General features: G+C 70.8%; 17 protein-coding genes. 5 read left to right on the forward strand and 12 right to left on the reverse strand.

Annotated elements, in window-relative coordinates:
* Nucleotides 1-288: 288 nt before the first annotated feature.
* The 3 genes from mqnC to ACGFIW_RS09455 all read right to left on the reverse strand — a co-directional run bounded on the left by mqnC (nt 289) and on the right by ACGFIW_RS09455 (nt 2635).
* Nucleotides 289-1479, reverse strand: coding sequence for a cyclic dehypoxanthinyl futalosine synthase (gene mqnC / locus ACGFIW_RS09445; protein ID WP_393312336.1), 1191 nt, complete (start codon nt 1477-1479; stop codon nt 289-291).
* Nucleotides 1480-1572: 93 nt separating this feature from the next.
* On the reverse strand, nt 1573-1779 hold the full coding sequence (locus ACGFIW_RS09450) for a DUF397 domain-containing protein (RefSeq protein ID WP_393312338.1): 207 nt from the start codon (nt 1777-1779) through the stop codon (nt 1573-1575).
* 7 nt (nt 1780-1786) lie between these two features.
* A complete protein-coding gene (locus tag ACGFIW_RS09455) occupies nt 1787-2635 on the reverse strand; it encodes a helix-turn-helix domain-containing protein (protein ID WP_393312340.1) in 849 nt (282 codons plus the stop codon).
* Nucleotides 2636-2938: 303 nt separating this feature from the next.
* Between ACGFIW_RS09455 and ACGFIW_RS09460 the strand changes: the two genes are divergently transcribed.
* Nucleotides 2939-3145, forward strand: coding sequence for a hypothetical protein (locus ACGFIW_RS09460; RefSeq protein ID WP_393312342.1), 207 nt, complete (start codon nt 2939-2941; stop codon nt 3143-3145).
* 12 nt (nt 3146-3157) lie between these two features.
* Here the strand turns inward: ACGFIW_RS09460 and ACGFIW_RS09465 are convergent, their stop codons facing one another.
* The 6 genes from ACGFIW_RS09465 to paaA form a co-directional block, all read right to left on the reverse strand.
* Nucleotides 3158-3559 (reverse strand): hypothetical protein, encoded by a 402-nt coding sequence (locus ACGFIW_RS09465; protein WP_393312344.1) that lies wholly within the window; start codon nt 3557-3559, stop codon nt 3158-3160.
* Nucleotides 3556-4665, reverse strand: coding sequence for a 1,2-phenylacetyl-CoA epoxidase subunit PaaE (gene paaE / locus ACGFIW_RS09470; protein WP_393312346.1), 1110 nt, complete (start codon nt 4663-4665; stop codon nt 3556-3558). Before paaE ends, ACGFIW_RS09465 begins: the two co-directional genes overlap by 4 nt.
* Complete coding sequence (gene paaD, locus ACGFIW_RS09475) at nt 4662-5135, reverse strand: 1,2-phenylacetyl-CoA epoxidase subunit PaaD (protein ID WP_393312782.1); 474 nt, start codon at nt 5133-5135, stop codon at nt 4662-4664. Before paaD ends, paaE begins: the two co-directional genes overlap by 4 nt.
* A gap of 131 nt (nt 5136-5266) precedes the next feature.
* The gene (paaC, locus tag ACGFIW_RS09480) at nt 5267-5992 is read right to left on the reverse strand and encodes a 1,2-phenylacetyl-CoA epoxidase subunit PaaC (RefSeq protein ID WP_393312348.1); all 726 of its coding nucleotides are present in this window, start codon (nt 5990-5992) and stop codon (nt 5267-5269) included.
* Nucleotides 5989-6276 (reverse strand): 1,2-phenylacetyl-CoA epoxidase subunit PaaB, encoded by a 288-nt coding sequence (gene paaB / locus ACGFIW_RS09485; RefSeq protein WP_355027413.1) that lies wholly within the window; start codon nt 6274-6276, stop codon nt 5989-5991. Before paaB ends, paaC begins: the two co-directional genes overlap by 4 nt.
* Nucleotides 6273-7352 carry a 1,2-phenylacetyl-CoA epoxidase subunit PaaA gene (gene paaA, locus ACGFIW_RS09490; RefSeq protein ID WP_393312350.1) on the reverse strand — a complete coding sequence of 360 codons (1080 nt, stop codon included), beginning with the start codon at nt 7350-7352 and terminating at the stop codon, nt 6273-6275. The genes paaB and paaA overlap by 4 nt, the downstream gene beginning before the upstream one ends.
* A gap of 369 nt (nt 7353-7721) precedes the next feature.
* On the opposite strand from paaA, the gene ACGFIW_RS09495 reads away from it, so the two are divergent.
* Complete coding sequence (locus ACGFIW_RS09495) at nt 7722-8708, forward strand: hypothetical protein (protein WP_393312352.1); 987 nt, start codon at nt 7722-7724, stop codon at nt 8706-8708.
* On the forward strand, nt 8708-9667 hold the full coding sequence (locus ACGFIW_RS09500) for a hypothetical protein (RefSeq protein WP_393312354.1): 960 nt from the start codon (nt 8708-8710) through the stop codon (nt 9665-9667). The genes ACGFIW_RS09495 and ACGFIW_RS09500 overlap by 1 nt, the downstream gene beginning before the upstream one ends.
* A gap of 219 nt (nt 9668-9886) precedes the next feature.
* On the opposite strand, the gene ACGFIW_RS09505 is transcribed toward ACGFIW_RS09500, so the two are convergent.
* Nucleotides 9887-10738, reverse strand: a complete 852-nt coding sequence (locus ACGFIW_RS09505) for a menaquinone biosynthetic enzyme MqnA/MqnD family protein (RefSeq protein WP_393312356.1) — start codon at nt 10736-10738, stop codon at nt 9887-9889.
* Between the two features lie 199 nt (nt 10739-10937).
* Here ACGFIW_RS09505 and ACGFIW_RS09510 point away from each other — a divergent pair, with 199 nt between their 5' ends.
* Together ACGFIW_RS09510 and ACGFIW_RS09515 are read left to right on the forward strand one after the other, a co-directional pair.
* Nucleotides 10938-12188 carry a DUF222 domain-containing protein gene (locus tag ACGFIW_RS09510; RefSeq protein WP_393312358.1) on the forward strand — a complete coding sequence of 417 codons (1251 nt, stop codon included), beginning with the start codon at nt 10938-10940 and terminating at the stop codon, nt 12186-12188.
* Between the two features lie 886 nt (nt 12189-13074).
* Nucleotides 13075-15414, forward strand: coding sequence for a HelD family protein (locus tag ACGFIW_RS09515; RefSeq protein ID WP_393312360.1), 2340 nt, complete (start codon nt 13075-13077; stop codon nt 15412-15414).
* Here the strand turns inward: ACGFIW_RS09515 and ACGFIW_RS09520 are convergent.
* A complete protein-coding gene (locus ACGFIW_RS09520; RefSeq protein ID WP_393312362.1) occupies nt 15403-16014 on the reverse strand; it encodes a hypothetical protein in 612 nt (203 codons plus the stop codon). The genes ACGFIW_RS09515 and ACGFIW_RS09520 overlap by 12 nt on opposite strands.
* Nucleotides 16011-16181 carry a hypothetical protein gene (locus ACGFIW_RS09525; protein ID WP_393312364.1) on the reverse strand — a complete coding sequence of 57 codons (171 nt, stop codon included), beginning with the start codon at nt 16179-16181 and terminating at the stop codon, nt 16011-16013. Before ACGFIW_RS09525 ends, ACGFIW_RS09520 begins: the two co-directional genes overlap by 4 nt.
* Nucleotides 16182-16327: the final 146 nt, after the last annotated feature.

Consider the following 16327-nt stretch of genomic DNA (forward strand, 5'->3'; position numbering starts at 1 on the left):
TCACCCATCCCGCCCGTACCGCCGTGCGTTATATGAACGACCCGCAACGGGCCGATGGAGGACAGCCCACGAACGACCGTCAGACCACCCGCCACCAGCACGATCGCGCTGAATCACCGGTCGCCGACGATGACGGATATGAGCCGGGACGCTAGCCGCCGACGATCATCTCCACCACCCCTGCGGCGGACAGCCTGACGCTGCGGCGGACGGGACAACCCGTACCGCCGGGGTCGGCCGGCGGGAGCATGAGCCTCGATCAGCCGAACGGCCGGGCGTCGAGCCGCGTCAGTTGACCTCGACGAGTGGCAGGGACCGGCCCGCGCCACCGCCGGGGAGCGCGATCGAGGAGAAGTGCGAGACCACGCGCTCGTCGGTCGGGTCGTCGGCCGGCGTGTGGTGCACGGCGAGCCGGTTGTAGAGGGTGTCGCGCTGCGCGGGGATCCGGTCCGCGGAGCGGATCATGCCGATCAGCTCGTGCAGGTTGGAACGGTGCCGCGCACCGGCGGAGGAGATCACGTTCTCCTCCAGCATGATCGAGCCGAGGTCGTCCACGCCCATGTGCAGCGCGAGCTGCCCGACGTCCTTGCCGGTCGTCAGCCAGGACGCCTGGAGGTGCGGCACGGTCTCGAAGAAGAGCCGGGCCACCGCGACGAGGCGCAGGTATTCCAGGGTGGTGGCCTGGGTGCGGCCCTTGAGGTGGTTGTTCTCCGGCTGGTACGTCCACGGGATGAAGGACCGGAAGCCGCGGGTGCGGTCCTGCACGTCCCGGATCATGCGCAGGTGCTCGATCCGCTCGGCGTGCGTCTCGCCGGTGCCCATCATCATGGTGGCGGTCGACTCGATGCCCTGCCGGTGCGCCAGCTCCATGACCTCCAGCCAGCGCTCGCCCGACTCCTTGAGCGGCGCGATGGCCTTCCGCGGCCGCTCCGGCAGCATCTCCGCGCCGGCGCCCGCGATCGAGTCCAGACCGGCGATCTTGATCCGGGCGATGGCCTCGTCCAGGCTCACGCCGGAGACCTTCGCCATGTGCAGGATCTCGCTGGGGCCGATCGAGTGGATGACCAACTGCGGGTACGCCTGCTTGACCGAGGAGAACAGCTCCTCGTAGTACTCGACGCCGTAGTCCGGGTGGTGGCCACCCTGGAGCATCACCTGGGTGGCGCCCAGCTCGACCGCCTCGCCGCACCGGCGCAGGATCTCCTCGGTCGGGTGGGTCCACCCTTCCGTGTGCTTGGGCGCCCGGTAGAACGCGCAGAACTTGCACGCCGTCACACAGACGTTCGTGTAGTTGATGTTGCGATCGATCAGGTACGTGACGACGTTGTCCGGGTAGCGCCGCCGACGCACCGCGTCCGCCGCCTCACCCAACGCGTGGAAGGGCGCCTCCGTGTAGAGCAGCAGCGCCTCCTCGGGCGTGATCCGCCCGCCGTCCGCGCCCCGCTGCAGGATGTCGTCGATCTCCCGGCTCACCGTCACGTCCCCGAGCGTACGCCGGTCACGCGCGTTGCCCCTGAGGGGTGGTTCAGGGCTGTGATGTCAGGATCCCGCGCCACACCGTTTCCGCCCCGCTCACCGAGACTGGCGGCCTGCGCGCGGCACCGCTCCCACGAAACGGGACCAACCCGCACGGTCGAAGGCCAGCACCGGCCCGGCCGGGTCCTTCGAGTCGCGTACGGCGATCACGTGGGTCAGCTCGGCGACCTCGACGCAGTCGGCGTTCGAGCCGCTGCGGCTGGACTTGCGCCAGGTCGCGCCGGACAGCTCCGCAGTGATCATCGGGGGCTCACTCTCGCTCGTGCTCCGTTGCGACCCGCGCAACGAACTCCACCGAATCGACGGGGCTCAGCGCCACCTCGGCCAGCCTATCGGCCTCCCGTCGGAAGTGCGCCACCTGCGGCGCCTCCTCCAGGAACAGCCCGGCCAGCTTGTGGTCCAGATAGACCACCGACCGGTTGCGGGGAAAGTCGAAGAGCGCGAACGACCCGTCCAACCCGGTGTGCCCACCCACCGCCAGCGGCACCACCTGCAACGTCACGTTGGGCCGCTCCGCGGCCTCGATCAGGTGCCGAAGCTGACGGGCCATCACCCGGTGGCCACCGAGCACCCGGCGCAACACCATCTCGTCGAGCAGCGCGTGCAGCGTCGGCGGCGTGGCCCGGCTCAGGATCGCCTGCCGGCCCAGCCGGGCGGCCACCCGCCCCTGCGCCTCGTCCGCCGGCACTCCGCAGCCGACCATCACCGCCTGGGTGTAATCCGGGATCTGCAACAGGCCCGGCACCAGCAGCGGCTGCCAGTTCACGACGCTTGTCGCCTCGGCCTCCAGCCGGATCAGTGTCCGAGACTCGTCGGACAGCCCACCGATCGCCTCCCACCAACCGGTCTCGGCCGACCGCTCGGCCATCCCGAGCAGCCGCTTACGCTCGTCCCCCGTGACGCCGTAGATCACCAGCAGCGAGGCGACATCCGCGGCCAGGATGCCCTGGATGCCGGTCTCCATCCGCGATAATTTGGACGGCTGCCAGCCCAGCCGGATAGCCACCCGACGCAGCGGCAGTTTGCGCGCCTCCCGCAGGTCGCGTAGCTCGCCGCCGAGTCCACGACCGACGACTGTGGGTTGACTGGCCTTCGGCATCCTGATCCTCCACGTCGATCCCGCCCCACCGTCACTCTGACGGCATGGACTCGTCGCGTTGAGTATTGACTTGATCTCAGTAACCCGCAACCATCGCAAGCAACGTTGCTGGCATTCGTTCGCTACTCGGAGGTTGCGATGCCCGTCCGGACCCACCAGCCCGCCTGGCTGCGACCATACGATCCCGCCGATTCGCCCGGACCGATCCCGTCGGTGATCAACCGCTTCCGACGGCGCGGACGGCAGGACGAGCCCGCCCCAACGGAGGCCGAGCGAGAGGCGAGCCGATACACAGTGGTGCTGGTGCCGCCCGAAGCCGCCGTGGCGCTCGGCGACGACCGAGGCGAGGTCGGCCTGCAACTGTTCCGCGACACCGACTGGGACCACTACCCGGCCCACCTCGACGAGGCGGTCAAGCTGATCGAGGAGGCGTGCGGCGAACGGGTCGCCCTGGTCGAGCACCGCTCCGACCTCACCTACTGGACCGCCCACGTCCGCCCCAACGACTGACGTCGGGCTTACTCAGCTCTCGCGTACCTCGACCCTGATGCCGTACAGGTCCCGCAGCTCCGCCGCGAGCACCGGACCCACCCAGGCCGGCACGTGCGCCTCCCACCACTGCCGCTCGGCCCGCCCCGGCATCGGCTGCTCGGACAGCACCGCGCGGAACCGCTCGTCCGCCGCCTCGATCCGCTCCCGAACCCAGCCCATCTGCGGAAAGCCGAACAACCGCTCGTCGGTCAGCACGGTCTCGATCGCGTGCCGGACACTCAGGTCGAACCAGTACTCGTCGAGGACGTCGTCGTAGCCGTCCTCGCAGAACCCGACGAACTGCTCCCACCCCTGCACGTAGCCGGTCGGCCGTCGCCCGCCGGTGACCTCGGCGAACCGCTCGACGAACTCCCGGTCGTTCGGCGCGCTCACGCGTCGTAGTCGACTGTGAGCCGGTCGGTGGTCGGGCTGGACTGGCAGGTCAGGACGTAACCGGCGGCCAACTCGTCGGGCTCCAGGGCGTAGTTGCGGGCCATCGTGACCGCCCCGTCGACGACCTTCGCCTTGCAGGTCGAGCAGACCCCGCCCTTGCAGGCGTACGGCAATTCGCCGCGCACCCTGAGCGCGGCGTCCAGCACCCGCTCCTCGCGACCCATCGTGAAGCGCGACGACCGGCCGTCCAGCACGATGGTGACCTCGGCGCCGGCACCCGCCTGGTCGGCGGGGCGGCGCACCGGCTCCGGCGGCGCGTCGACGTGGAACAGCTCGGTGTGCACCGCCGACTCGGGCAGGCCGCGTGCGGTCAGCACGTCCCGGACGTCGACCACCATGGCGTACGGGCCGCAGAGGAACCATTCCTCGATCACGTCGCCCGGCACGATGGTGCCCAGCAAACGGCCCAGCCGCTCGGCGTCGATCCGCCCGGAGAGCAGCGCCGACTCGCCCTGCTCGCGGGAGAGCACGTGCACCAGGTGCAGCCGGGTGGGATAGCGGTCCTTCAGATCGGCCAACTCCTCGGCGAACATCACCGTGTTGGCCGTGCGGTTGCCGTACACCAGGGTGAAGGTGCTGGCCGGCTCGACGGCCAGGGCGGTCGCGACGAGCGCGAGCACCGGTGTGATCCCGGAGCCGGCGACGACCGCGCCGTAGTGCCGCACCCGGTCCGGCGCGAACGCCGTGGTGAAGGTGCCCAGCGGCGGCAGCACCTCGACCGTGTCGCCACCACGCAGCGCCCCGCACGCGAACGCCGAAAACGCGCCGCCCGGAATCTCCCGCACCCCGATCCGCAACCGGCCGTGCCGGGCCAGGTCGTCGGGGGTGGAGCAGATCGAGTACGACCGGCGCACGTCCGTGCCGTCCTCGGCCACGCGCCGCACGGTGAGGTGCTGGCCCGCGCGGAACGCGAAAATCTCCCGCAGATCCTCGGGTACGGCGAAGGTCACCGCGACAGCATCGTCGGTGAGCCGGTCGACGGCGGCGACCGACAACGGGTGGAAGACCGGCCGCCGGCGGACCGGGCGGGTGATGGTGACAGTCACAGCGCCTTCAGGTGGTCGAAGGGTTCGGAGCAGGACCGGCACCGCCACAGCGCCTTGCACGCGGTGGAGCCGAACCGGCTGACCTGCTCGGTCTCCGGCGAGCCGCACTGCGGGCAACGGACCGCGAGGGTCAACGGGACGACTCCGGTGGCGGGCACCGGGGCCGGCGGGGCGATCCCGGCGGCGGCGAGCTTGGCCCGCCCACCCGCGGAGATCCAGTCAGTGCTCCACGGTGGGCTGTAGACGGTGCGGACCTCGACGTCGGCGTGACCGGCGACCGCCAGTGCCCGGCGGATGTCGGTGCGGATCACGTCCATCGCCGGGCAACCGGTGTAGGTCGGCGTGATGGTGACGGTGACCCGACCGCTGGTCGGGTCCTCCTCGACCGCCCGCAGGATGCCCAGCTCGTCGATGGTGATCACCCGGATCTCCGGGTCCACGACGCTGGCCGCGGCCTCCCGCGCGCTCACCGTGCCGCCGGTCGGGCCCGCCAGGCTCACGGTCCGCGCGCTCACCGTGCCGCCGGTCACGACCGGCGGGCTCACGGTCCGCGCGCTCACCGTGCCGCCGGTCACGACCGGCGGGCTCGCGGTCCGCGCGCTCACCACTGCGCTCCGGGATGGGCGCGGTGCAGCACCTGCATCTCGGCGAGCAGAAAGGCCAGGTGCTCGGTGTGCACGCCGTCCCGCCCGCCGGCCGGTGCCCAACCGTTCTCCGGTCGGGTGAGGGTCGCCTCGGCCAACACCGCGCCGACGGTCTCGTCGAACGCCGGCCGCAGGGAAGCCGGGTCGACCGGCGCCGCCGGGTCCGCGGCGAACAACTCGTGGGTGTACGGCCACACCTGGTCGACGGCCGCCTGCATGCGACGGTGCGACTCCTCGGTGCCGTCGCCGAGCCGCTTCACCCACAGCGTGCCGTGGTCCAGGTGGTACGCCGACTCCTTGCGCGCCTTCGCGCCGATCGCGGCCAACCGCTCGTCCGCACAGCCGGCCAGCGCCGAGTACAGCGGTAGCTGGTACGCCGCCAGAAAGAACAGCTTCGTCATGGTCACCGCGAAGTCGCCGTTGGGCAACTCGACCAGGAGCGCGTTGCGGAACTCGCGGTCATCGCGCAGGTACGCCAACGCGTCCTCGTCACGACCGGCGCCCTCCAGCTCACCCGCGTACGACAACAGCAGGCGGGCCGCGCCGAGCTGGTCGAGGGCGATGTTGGCAAGCGCGATGTCCTCTTCCATCTCGGGCGCACGGGTCGTCCACTCGGCCAGTCGTTGCGCCGCGATCAGCGCGTCGTCGCCGAGGGCGAGAGTGAAGTCATAGGGCCCGTTCACAGGTGGGCCACCCCGTCCGGCACCTCGTAGAAGGTGGGGTGGCGGTAGACCTTGTCGGCCGCCGGGTCGAAGAAGGCGTCCTTCTCGTCCGGGCTGGACGCGGTGATCGCGCCGGCCGGCACGACCCAGATCGACACGCCCTCCTGGCGGCGGGTGTAGAGGTCCCGGGCGTTGCGCAGGGCCAGCTCGGCATCGGGGGCGTGCAGGCTGCCGACGTGGGTGTGCGACAGCCCACGTCGGGCTCGCACGAAGACCTCCCAGAGCGGCGAGTGTTCGGTCGTCACGCGGCCACCTTCTCCCTCTGCTGCGTCCGCTTCGCGGCGTACGCCGCGGCGGCCTCGCGTACCCATGCGCCGTCGGCGTGCGCGGCCCGGCGGTGGGCCATCCGCTCCCGGTTGCACGGCCCGTCGCCGGAGATCACCCGCAGCAGCTCGGCGTAGTCCGGCTGGGTGTAGTCGTACGCCTGCCGCTCCTCGTTCCAGCGCAGGTCGGCGTCGGGGATGCGCAGCCCGAGGATCTCGGCCTGGTGGACGCACATGTCGACGAAACGCTGCCGCAGATCGTCGTTCGAGAAACGCTTGATCTTCCAGGACATCGACTGGGCGGAGTGCGTGGAGTCGCCGTCCGGCGGGCCGAACATCGCCAACGACGGGTACCACCAGCGGTCCACCGCGTCCTGGGCCATCGCTTGCTGCGCCGGGGTGCCGTGCGCGAGGGTGTGCAGGATCTCGTAGCCCTGCCGCTGGTGGAACGACTCCTCCTTGCAGACCCGGATCATCGCTCGGGCGTACGGGCCGTACGAGCAGCGGCACAGCGGCACCTGGTTGACGATCGCCGCACCGTCCACGAGCCAGCCGATCGCGCCCACGTCGGCCCAGCTCAGGGTGGGGTAGTTGAAGATCGAGCTGTACTTCTGGCGGCCGTCGAGCAGCAGCCGGACCAGCTCGTCGCGGCTGATGCCGAGGGTCTCGGCGGCGGCGTAGAGGTAGAGGCCGTGGCCCGCCTCGTCCTGCACCTTGGCCAGCAGGATCGCCTTGCGCTTGAGCGAGGGCGCCCGACTGATCCAGTTGCCCTCCGGCTGCATGCCGATGATCTCGGAGTGGGCGTGCTGGGCGATCTGCCGGATCAGCGTCCGGCGGTACGCGTCGGGCATCCAGTCGCGTGGCTCGATCTTCTGCTCGGCGTCGACCACCTCGGCGAAGTACGCAGCGAGGTCCTCGTCGGGCGCGGGACCGCCACGCCGCCCCCGCGCCGCCGCCGCGCGTAGCTCCGCCTCGGCGGCCTCGACCTCGCCCAGCAGGCCGCCGCCGGGCGTCTCGTCCGGGGCGCCGTCAGGGGCGGAGAAGTCGTTGCCATACATGATGCCAAGTGTTACAGCTTGCGACGCGTTGCACCAGGGGGTGTAACAGGAATCCGGACAGCCGATCTGTAGTCAAATGAACGCTTTGCGCTACTGCCCGGCCGCCACATCGGCGTGACTTAGGCCACGAAACAAAGGTGAAACAAAGCAAAAACCTCATAGCGGTCCCATATCCCGCCCTCATCGCAGGTTGTCTGGTGTCGAAACCTGGCAGGTCAGCCAACCGGACGTAGACTTTCGCCGGCACACCGATCGGCTTCAGATGATTGCCACCGAGACAGCGGCCATCTCCCCCGGCCCTGGCGATCCGCCGATCCGTCCGGACAACAAGCCGGCCCCCCGGCCCTGACACCTGGAGCTCACCCACTCATGCGATCCCGCGTGGCCCTGGTGCTCGCCGTCACGACGGTCCTGCTGAGCGGCGTCCTCCTGGGCTCCGCCGCGTACGCAAGACTCGCCAGTGACGACAGCAGCGGATTCGGCGGCGGTGCCTCCAGCGTCGCCACTGCCGCGCCCACCCCACCACCGGCGCCCACACTCGCGGCCGGTCCGGTGTCGGTGGACTTCCAGGGTGACTTCTTTTCCTGGGCGCTGCTGGATCGACGGACCGGCAAGATCTCAGGGTCGCCGAACATGGCCGCGACCAGCTCCACCGAATCAATGATCAAGGCCTGGATCGTCTCCGACTACCTGCGGCAGCTCGGCAAGAAGGAGCCGCCGGCAGAGATGAAGGAGTTGGCGCGAATCGCCATCGTCGACAGCAGCGACGGAGCTACCGACAAGCTCTACTTCGCTGCGGGTGGGTCGTACCGGTCGCCGCCAAAGGGGTCGGTCGGGCCGGTCATCCAGCGGGCCATCAAGATCTGCGGGCTGACCGACACCAAGCGCGGCACCGTGCCGAAGCGCGAGGGCTGGTGGAGCTACACCCAGATGTCTCCCCGTGACGCGGTCCGGGTCGGCGACTGCATCGCCGACGGGAAGGCCGCCGGCCCGAAATGGACCAAATGGGTGTTGGACCAGATGAGCAACGTCACGGGCACCACCGCGGCCACGGACCAGCGGCCCACGTCGGGCGGTGGCCGGTGGGGGATCATCGACGGCCTACCGAAGTCGATCACCGAACAGGGCCCGGTCAGCATCAAGAACGGGTGGACCAGGATCAGTTATGACGGCAGCTGGCACGTCAACTGCCTCGCCGTCACCGGCAAATGGAGTCTCGCGGTGATGCTGCGCTATCCAGTCAAGAGCGGTTTGGACTACGGCGCGAAGGTCTGCGCCAGTGTGGCCACCCAGTTGGTCACCCCGCAGCCCGGCGCCGCGCTCAAGGTGCCGCAGCAGCCGGTGGGGAAGCTCTGATGGCCGGCAACCGCCGGGCCGACCGACGTGGCGGCGGTGAGGCGTCCCCGCTGCGGCTGGTCGCCATCGCCGTCATCCTGATCGGGTTGGTGCTGGTCTCGCTGCGACTGTTGCCCGGGTCGCCGTTCGAGTCGGCTGCCGCCGCCAAGTGGGGTGACGGCGCGGGAGACAGCGACCGGTCCACGGGTGCGGCGACCAACCGCAGCGCCCGCCAGCCGGCCGCGCCGTCGCCGAGCCCCACCCCGACGTTGGAGCCGCTGCCGTTCGTCGCCAAGGACCTCGACCTGGACATCGAGGGCTGGTACTCCTGGAGCGTGTTGGATCGCCGCACCGGGGAGATTATCGGTTCCAAGAACATGGGCGAGACCAGCACGACCGCTTCGATGATCAAGGCCTGGGTCGTCGCCGACTACCTGCGTCGCGCGGCCGACGCCGGCCAGACCCCGAGCAACGCGAAGCTCGCCGACGCGACGCTGATCATCCGGGACAGCGACAACACCCGCGCCCAGCAGTTCTACAACCAGGTCGGCGGAGCCGCCTCGATCAAGCGCCTGATCTCCATGTGCAAGCTGACCGACAGCAAGGTCGCCCCCGACCGCGGCTGGAGCGAGACGGCGCTCTCCCCCCGCGACGCAGCCCGCATGGGCAACTGCATCGCCACCGGCACGGCCGCCGGGCCGAAATGGACCAAGTGGCTGCTCAACGAGATGAAGCTGGTTCGCGGCGCCGGCGACTTCGGCATCCGCAAGGCCTTCCCGGCCGCCCAACGGAAGCAGATCGCGATCAAGAACGGGTGGATCGACCGGATCGAGGTGCAGCAGATGCACATCAACTGCATGGCCATCGGTGACACCTGGACGATGGGCGTGATGCTGAAGTACCCGATCAACCTGGGCTACGACTACGGCATGGACAACTGCGAGAAGGTCACCAAGGCACTCCTGCGCCCGGGCGTCTGAACGGCTGCTCCGCCGCAGGTCAGAAGCGGCGGCTGGGCGCGCGCTCTCAGCCGCCGCGGCAGGGCCGCTCTCAGCCGCAGCTTTAGGGCCGCTCTCGGTCGCAGCTTTAGGGGCGCTCTCAGTGGCAGCTTTAGGGGCGCTCTCGGTCGCAGTGGCTAGATCCCGCTCAGCCGCCGCGGCAGGGCCCCTCTCAGCCGCAGCGGCAGGGGGCCCGCTCGGTCAGCCGGCGAAGAACTCGGGGCCGCCGTCCGGCAGCTCCGGGGCCTCGCCGATCGCGGCCGCTCGCCGGGCCCACTCACGTAGCCCGGCGACCTGCCGGTCGCCGAGAGAAAAGTCCAGGGTCCGGAAGTACGTGGCCAGCGTCTCCGCGTCGAACGTTTCCCAGCGAGCCGCCGCCTCGGCGACCTGGTCCAGCTCGGCCAGGCAGAGGTCCCGCGAACGCAGGAACGCCTCGTGCACCTCCTTCACCAGCCCCGGGTGCGCGGCGGCAAAGTCGCGGCGCACCGCCCAGACGGCGAAGACCATCGGCAGACCGGTCCATTCCCGCCACGCCTGCCCGAGGTCTGTGACGATGAGCCCCCGCTGCGGTGCCTCGTAGTACGCCCGCAGCGCCACGTCCCCGATCAGCACCCCGGCGTCGGCTTCGAGCAGCATCTGCGTCAGGTCCGGTGGGCAGCGGAAGTACTCGGGCCGCACGTTGTACTGCTCGGCGAGCAGCAACTGGGCCAGCATCACCCCGGTCCGCGAGGTCGAGCCAAGCGCCACCCGGGCACCGTCCAGCTCGGCGAGGGGCCGGGTGGAGACCATGTTGACCGAGAGCACCGGTCCGTCGCTACCCACCGCCAGGTCCGGCAGGAGGAGCAGTTCGTCGGCGTGCTTCAGGTACTCCAACAGGGTGATCGGGCCGATGTCGAGATCGCCGGCAACCAGTGCCGCGCTCAGCCGGTCCGGCGAATCCTTCTGCAGGTCGACGTCGAGCAGTGCACCGGAGCGCATCAGACCCCAGTAGATCGGCAAGCAGTTCAGGAACTGGATGTGCCCGACCCGCGGGCGTGCGATGCGCTCAGCCATGGCCCGACCGTATCCCCGGCTTTCCGAACCGGCTCGGCGGGTCGCCCCGGAGTGGCCAACCCCGCATCCGACCGGTCGACAACCTCGGCCCCCGCAGGGCTCGACCAGCCACCCACGTCGTACCGCCCGGGTGGAAACGCCTCCTACCCATTGATCAACACCAACGGAAATTGTCGTACGTCAGTTCTAATCTGGTGTCATGTTGAGAGCGTTGGCGCAGGCAGGTGGTGCGGTCGACGACTGCGCCGAGGCCGCGCTGTGGGGGCTCTCCGACGACGAGCTGCTCGCCTCCCTCGACGCGACCCAGGTGCTCACGCAGCGGCTGGCCACCGTTCAGCTCGGGCTGATCCGCGAGTTGGACAGCCGCGGCCTGGCGGTCGACCAGGGTGCCTCGTCCACCGCCGTCTGGCTGCGGGAGCGGCTCCGACTCTCCGGCCGCTCCGCGCGCCAACTGGTCCAGCTCGCCGCCACCGTCGACGCCGCGCCAGCAGCGGTGCGTGACGCACTGCTCAGCGGCGCCATCACCGTGGAGCAGGGCCGAGTCGTGGCCGAGACGATCGCCGCCCTCCCCGTGGAGGCCGGTCCGGAGGTCGCAGACAAGGCCACCCAACTGCTGGTCGCCTGGGCCGACCGGTTCGACCCGACCATCCTGAGCCGGCTCGGGGAGCGCGTCCTCACGCACGTCGCACCGGATCTGGCCGACCAGGCCGAGCTGAAGGCTCTTCAACGGGCCACCGAGCGGGCCGAGGCCCGCCGGCACGTCACGCTCTCCGAGCAGCAAGACGGTCAGGTACGCCTGAGCGGAAACCTCGACACCGAAACCGCGAGCCTGCTCCGTGAGGCGATCGACCCGCTCTGCGCCCCGGCCGGCGAGCACGATGATCGCAGTCCTGGTCAACGCCGCGCCGACGCGCTGGGCGAGATCTGCCGGTTGGCGCTGCGCACAGGCCAGCTGCCCGACAGCGGCGGAGACAGACCTCAGCTCGTGGTGACCGTCTCGCTCGACGATCTGGTCAACGGCGTACGCGCCGGCACATTGGAGACCGGAGCACTCCTCACGCCGGGTGCGGTCCGTCGGCTCGCCTGCGACGCCAGCCTGTTGCCGGCCGTGCTGGGCGGCAACAGTCAGGTCCTGGACGTCGGCCGCCAGCGGAGGCTCTTCACCGGCCCGCTGAGGCGTGCGCTGGTGCTGCGAGACGGCGGGTGCGCCTTCCCCGGCTGTGATCGACCGCCGAGATGGTGCGACGGTCACCATGTCCGACACTGGGCCGACGGTGGGGCGACAGCGCTGGGCAATGCGGTGCTGCTCTGTGGCTACCACCACCGGTTCGTCCACCGCGGCGACTGGACAGTCCGCATCGCGGCGGACGGCCGGCCCGAGTTCCTTCCGCCCCGCTGGCTCGACCCACTACGCACACCACGTCGCAACCTCTACCACCGGCGATGCTGATGCCGTCGAGCACGCCGACACCACCCGAGGCCCCGACCAGGCAGGCGGGCCAACCCCTGCCGCCCACCAGGCCCTTAGCTCACCGTGCCGTCGGACCACCGTGCCGCCAGACCACCGCGCCACCAGACCACCCATGCCACCAGACCACCCATGCCGCCGGACCACCGTGCCGCCGGACCACCGTGCCGCCAGACCACCCGTGCCGCCAGACCACCCGTGCCGCCGGACCACCATGCCGCCGGATGACTAGGCGGCGGGCCACCAGGTGACTAGGCCACCTGATCACCAGACCGCCGGCGCCACCGGCACCACCAGACCACGGGCACCACCAGGCCGCCGGCACCATCAGACCACGGGCACCACCAGACCGCCGCGGCACCACCAGGCCACCAGCACCACCAGGCCGCCGGCACCACCAGACCACGGGCACCACCAGACCGCCGGCACCACCAGACCACGGGCACCACCAGACCGCCGCGGCACCACCAGGCCACCAGCACCACCAGGCCGCCGGCACCACCAGGCCGCCAGACCGCCCAGCAGACCAGCAGACCAGCAGACCTCCGGGCTACCGAGTCGCTAGGTTTCCGGGTGGCGATCAAGTCGGCAGCCCGCCGGGCCATCAGGTGACGCCCTGGATGGCCAGGTCGTTCTGTCGCCTCTCGCGGATCGCCCTCGGGCGGGACGCCCCGCCCGGCAACACGCCGTCTCGGACAGGTGGCCCCCTGGGTATTTCGGTAGTGGTAACCGAGAGAAGAGCGTAAGGTTGCAGGCCGCTTGACGGCCGAGGTGACCTGCACCGGCACGGACGTCTTCGCGCCGGGCGGCCGGCCATCCGCCCCCGGACACGCGAGCGCGCAGCAGATGTGAACGATGGGACGTCAGCATGCCCGCACTCGATATCGACACCCACCTCGACACGGATCTGTCCGCCGAACGCGCACACCTGGCAGCCTCGCGGGCCGCGCTGCGAAGGATGCGGGAGCGCGCCGAAGCCCTCTTCGCCACCGGCGATCAGGTGGCCGGCGACGCGTACGCGGCGGAGACGCTCGGCCGCACCCTGGCCCGACGGGTGACCGAACTGGCCGACGACCCGACCACGCCACTCTTCTTCGGCCGCCTCGACTTCGCCGAATCCACAGACCCGGACGCCACAGACCCGGACGCCACGGACCCGGACGCCACGGACCCGGACGCCACGGACCCCGGCAGCACCGCCCACACCAGCGCCGAGCACACCATCACCCCACACACCAGCACCGACCACGGCCACGCCGCGCACACCAGCACCCCACACAGCAGCGCCGCGCACACCAGCACCGCGCACACCAGCGCCGCGCACAGGCCCACCACCCACACCAGCACCAGCACCGACACCGGCAGCACTGACGGCAGGTCCGGCGCGGATCCCGGCGCGGGTGCGAGCAGCTTTGGCCATGACGGGCGGCGGTATCACGTGGGGCGGCGGCACGTCGCCGACGAGCGCGGCGAGCCGTTGGTGCTGGACTGGCGGGCACCCGTTTCCCGGTCGTTCTACCAGGCCAGCGCACGGGATCCGCAGGGAGTGGCGGTCCGGCGACGGTTCGGGTTCAGCAACGGGGTGCTGACCAGCTTCGAGGATGAGCGTCTCGATCGGGGCGAGGAGCTTGGCACGACGAGCCGGATCCTCACCGCCGAGATCGAGCGACCGCGCGTCGGGCCGATGCGGGACATCGTCGCCACGATTCAGCCGGAGCAGGACGAGTTGGTCAGAGCCGACCTTGCCGACTCGATCTGTGTGCAGGGAGCGCCGGGCACCGGAAAGACGGCGGTCGGCCTGCATCGGGCCGCGTACCTGCTCTATCTGCACCGGGAGCGGCTGCGGCGGGCGGGTGTGCTGATCGTCGGGCCGAACAGGGCGTTCCTGTCGTACATCGCGGCGGTGTTGCCGGCGCTCGGTGAGGTCGAGGTCGAGCAGGCCACGGTGGAGGAGTTGATTTCCGGGGTGCCGGTTCGGGCGGTCGACGCGCCGGCGGTGGCGGTGCTCAAGCACGACGTACGGATGGCGCGGGTGTTACAGCGCGCGGTGCAGGCACAGATCGGCACTCCTACCGAGTCGATCACCGTGTCCGACGGGTCGTTCCGGTGGCGGGTAGGGCTGGAGCCGTTGCACCGGATCGTCGAGGAGACCCGACGGGAAGGGCTGCCGTACGGCACGGGCCGGGAACGAGTCCGGGCGCGGGTGGTGAGCCTGCTGCAACGGCAGGCCGAGGCGCGTCGGGCGGAGTCGCCAAGCGATGCCTGGTTACGGCGGATGGGCCGCTGCCGTCCGGTCCTCGATTTTCTGGACGCGGTCTGGCCGGCGCTCACCCCGGAAGGGCTGGTCTACGGTCTGCTCGCCGACCCGGGACGGCTCGCCGCAGCGGCGGACGGGCTGCTCAGCGACACCGAGCAGGCGCTGCTCAGCTGGGTGAAGCCGGCTCGCACCGCGAAGGCGACCCGCTGGACCGCCGCCGATGTGGTGTTGATCGACGAGGCGGCCGGGTTGCTGGAACGGCCCTCCGGGTTCGGGCACGTGGTCGTGGACGAGGCGCAGGATCTGTCCCCGATGCAGTGTCGGGCCATTGCTCGGCGCAGCGAACACGGCTCGGTCACCCTCCTCGGTGACCTCGCACAGGGCACCGCGCCGTGGGCGGCGACGGACTGGCGGGAGTCCCTCGCCCACCTGGGCAAGCCGGACGCCGTGGTGGTCCCGTTGACTGTTGGCTTCCGGGTGCCCGCGGCGGTGGTCGCTTTCGCGAACCTGCTGCTCCCGGCCCTCGCGGTGGACGTACCGCCGGCCGAGTCGCTGCGCCACGACGGCGGGCTGGATGTGCGTACCGTGACCGATCTGGTCGCGGAGACGGTGGCCGAGGTGCGCGCGGCGCTCGACTACGACGGCTCGGTCGGCGTGATCGCCGCGGACGACGCGGTCGACGGGCTGCGCGCGGCGCTGGCCGCCGCCGGTGTCGAGACCGCGACCGCCGACGACGTGGCCGCCGCGGAGCGGGTCACCGTGGTGCCCGCGACGCTGGTCAAGGGCCTGGAGTACGACCATGTGGTGGTGGTCGAGCCGGCCGCGATCGTCGCGGCCGAGCCGCGCGGGCTGCACCGGCTGTACGTGGTGCTCACCCGGGCGGTGTCCCGACTGACGGTGCTGCACCGCGAGCCGCTGCCCGCCCCGCTCGACGGCAGCTCAGTCGGCTGACACTGCCGCCGCGACGTCCCGCAGGGGGCGGCCGGAGTCCCCCAGCGGCACGTGGAACGACAGCCACGAACCGTCGGCGAAGTCGATCCGCAGCCGTTTCCGGTTCAACCGGTAGCGGCCGACCCGGGCGGCGACGGTCGTACGCGGCACCGACCCGAGCAGCTCGACATCGGCCTGCGCTCGTGCGTCCGTCGCCGAGCTGGACAGCAGCCCGACCGGTGCTGTCACGCCGAGCAGCAACCGCCTGTCGGTGACCCCCAACACGATGTCCCGGAGGCCGGCCCCCTTCGTCGCCACGGTCAGGGCGTGGTGCAGCAAGGACGCCTGCGAACCCGGTGCGCCTCGACCTCCGACACCGAAGAAGAGCCAGTCGACGGCGTTGTCCGCCCGACCGAAGGTGATGGTGGGAGAGAGCACGTTGAGCAGGATGCCCAGGATGCCCGGACCACCGGGCGCAGGTGGTGCCGCTGGCTGCGGAGGTGCCGCCGGGGTCAGACCTGCGCCGGCTCGGACCCGGGCCACCGCACGCACCCGCTCGCCATCCGGTAGCAGTCGGGTGACCCCCTCGACGTGGCGTGCGTGACTCCCGTCGAGCGTCATCGGTGCCCCCTCGTGGCCGTCTGGTCGGTGCGGGTCGTGCCGGGGGCGTGCCCGTCGCCGAAGGAGCGGTGCGGCTCGCGACTGCTCGCCCGCCGGCCCCTGGGTGCCTCGGCGAACGCCGGCAGGGCCTCCGGCTGGACCTTCGGCTCGCTGTTCGGGCTCGACACGGACCCTCCCCTGTGGCCGGTGCGACGGGTCAGCCGCGACGGCCCCTTCTGGACTGCCGGACCGTCGGCGTCTTCGATCCGGGCCTGTGGCCCGGTGCGACGGGTCAGCCGCGACGGCCCCACCATAGGCACTGCCCACCACCGCC

This window comes from Micromonospora sp. NPDC048935 (assembly GCF_043197875.1).
GTDB lineage: Bacteria > Actinomycetota > Actinomycetes > Mycobacteriales > Micromonosporaceae > Micromonospora.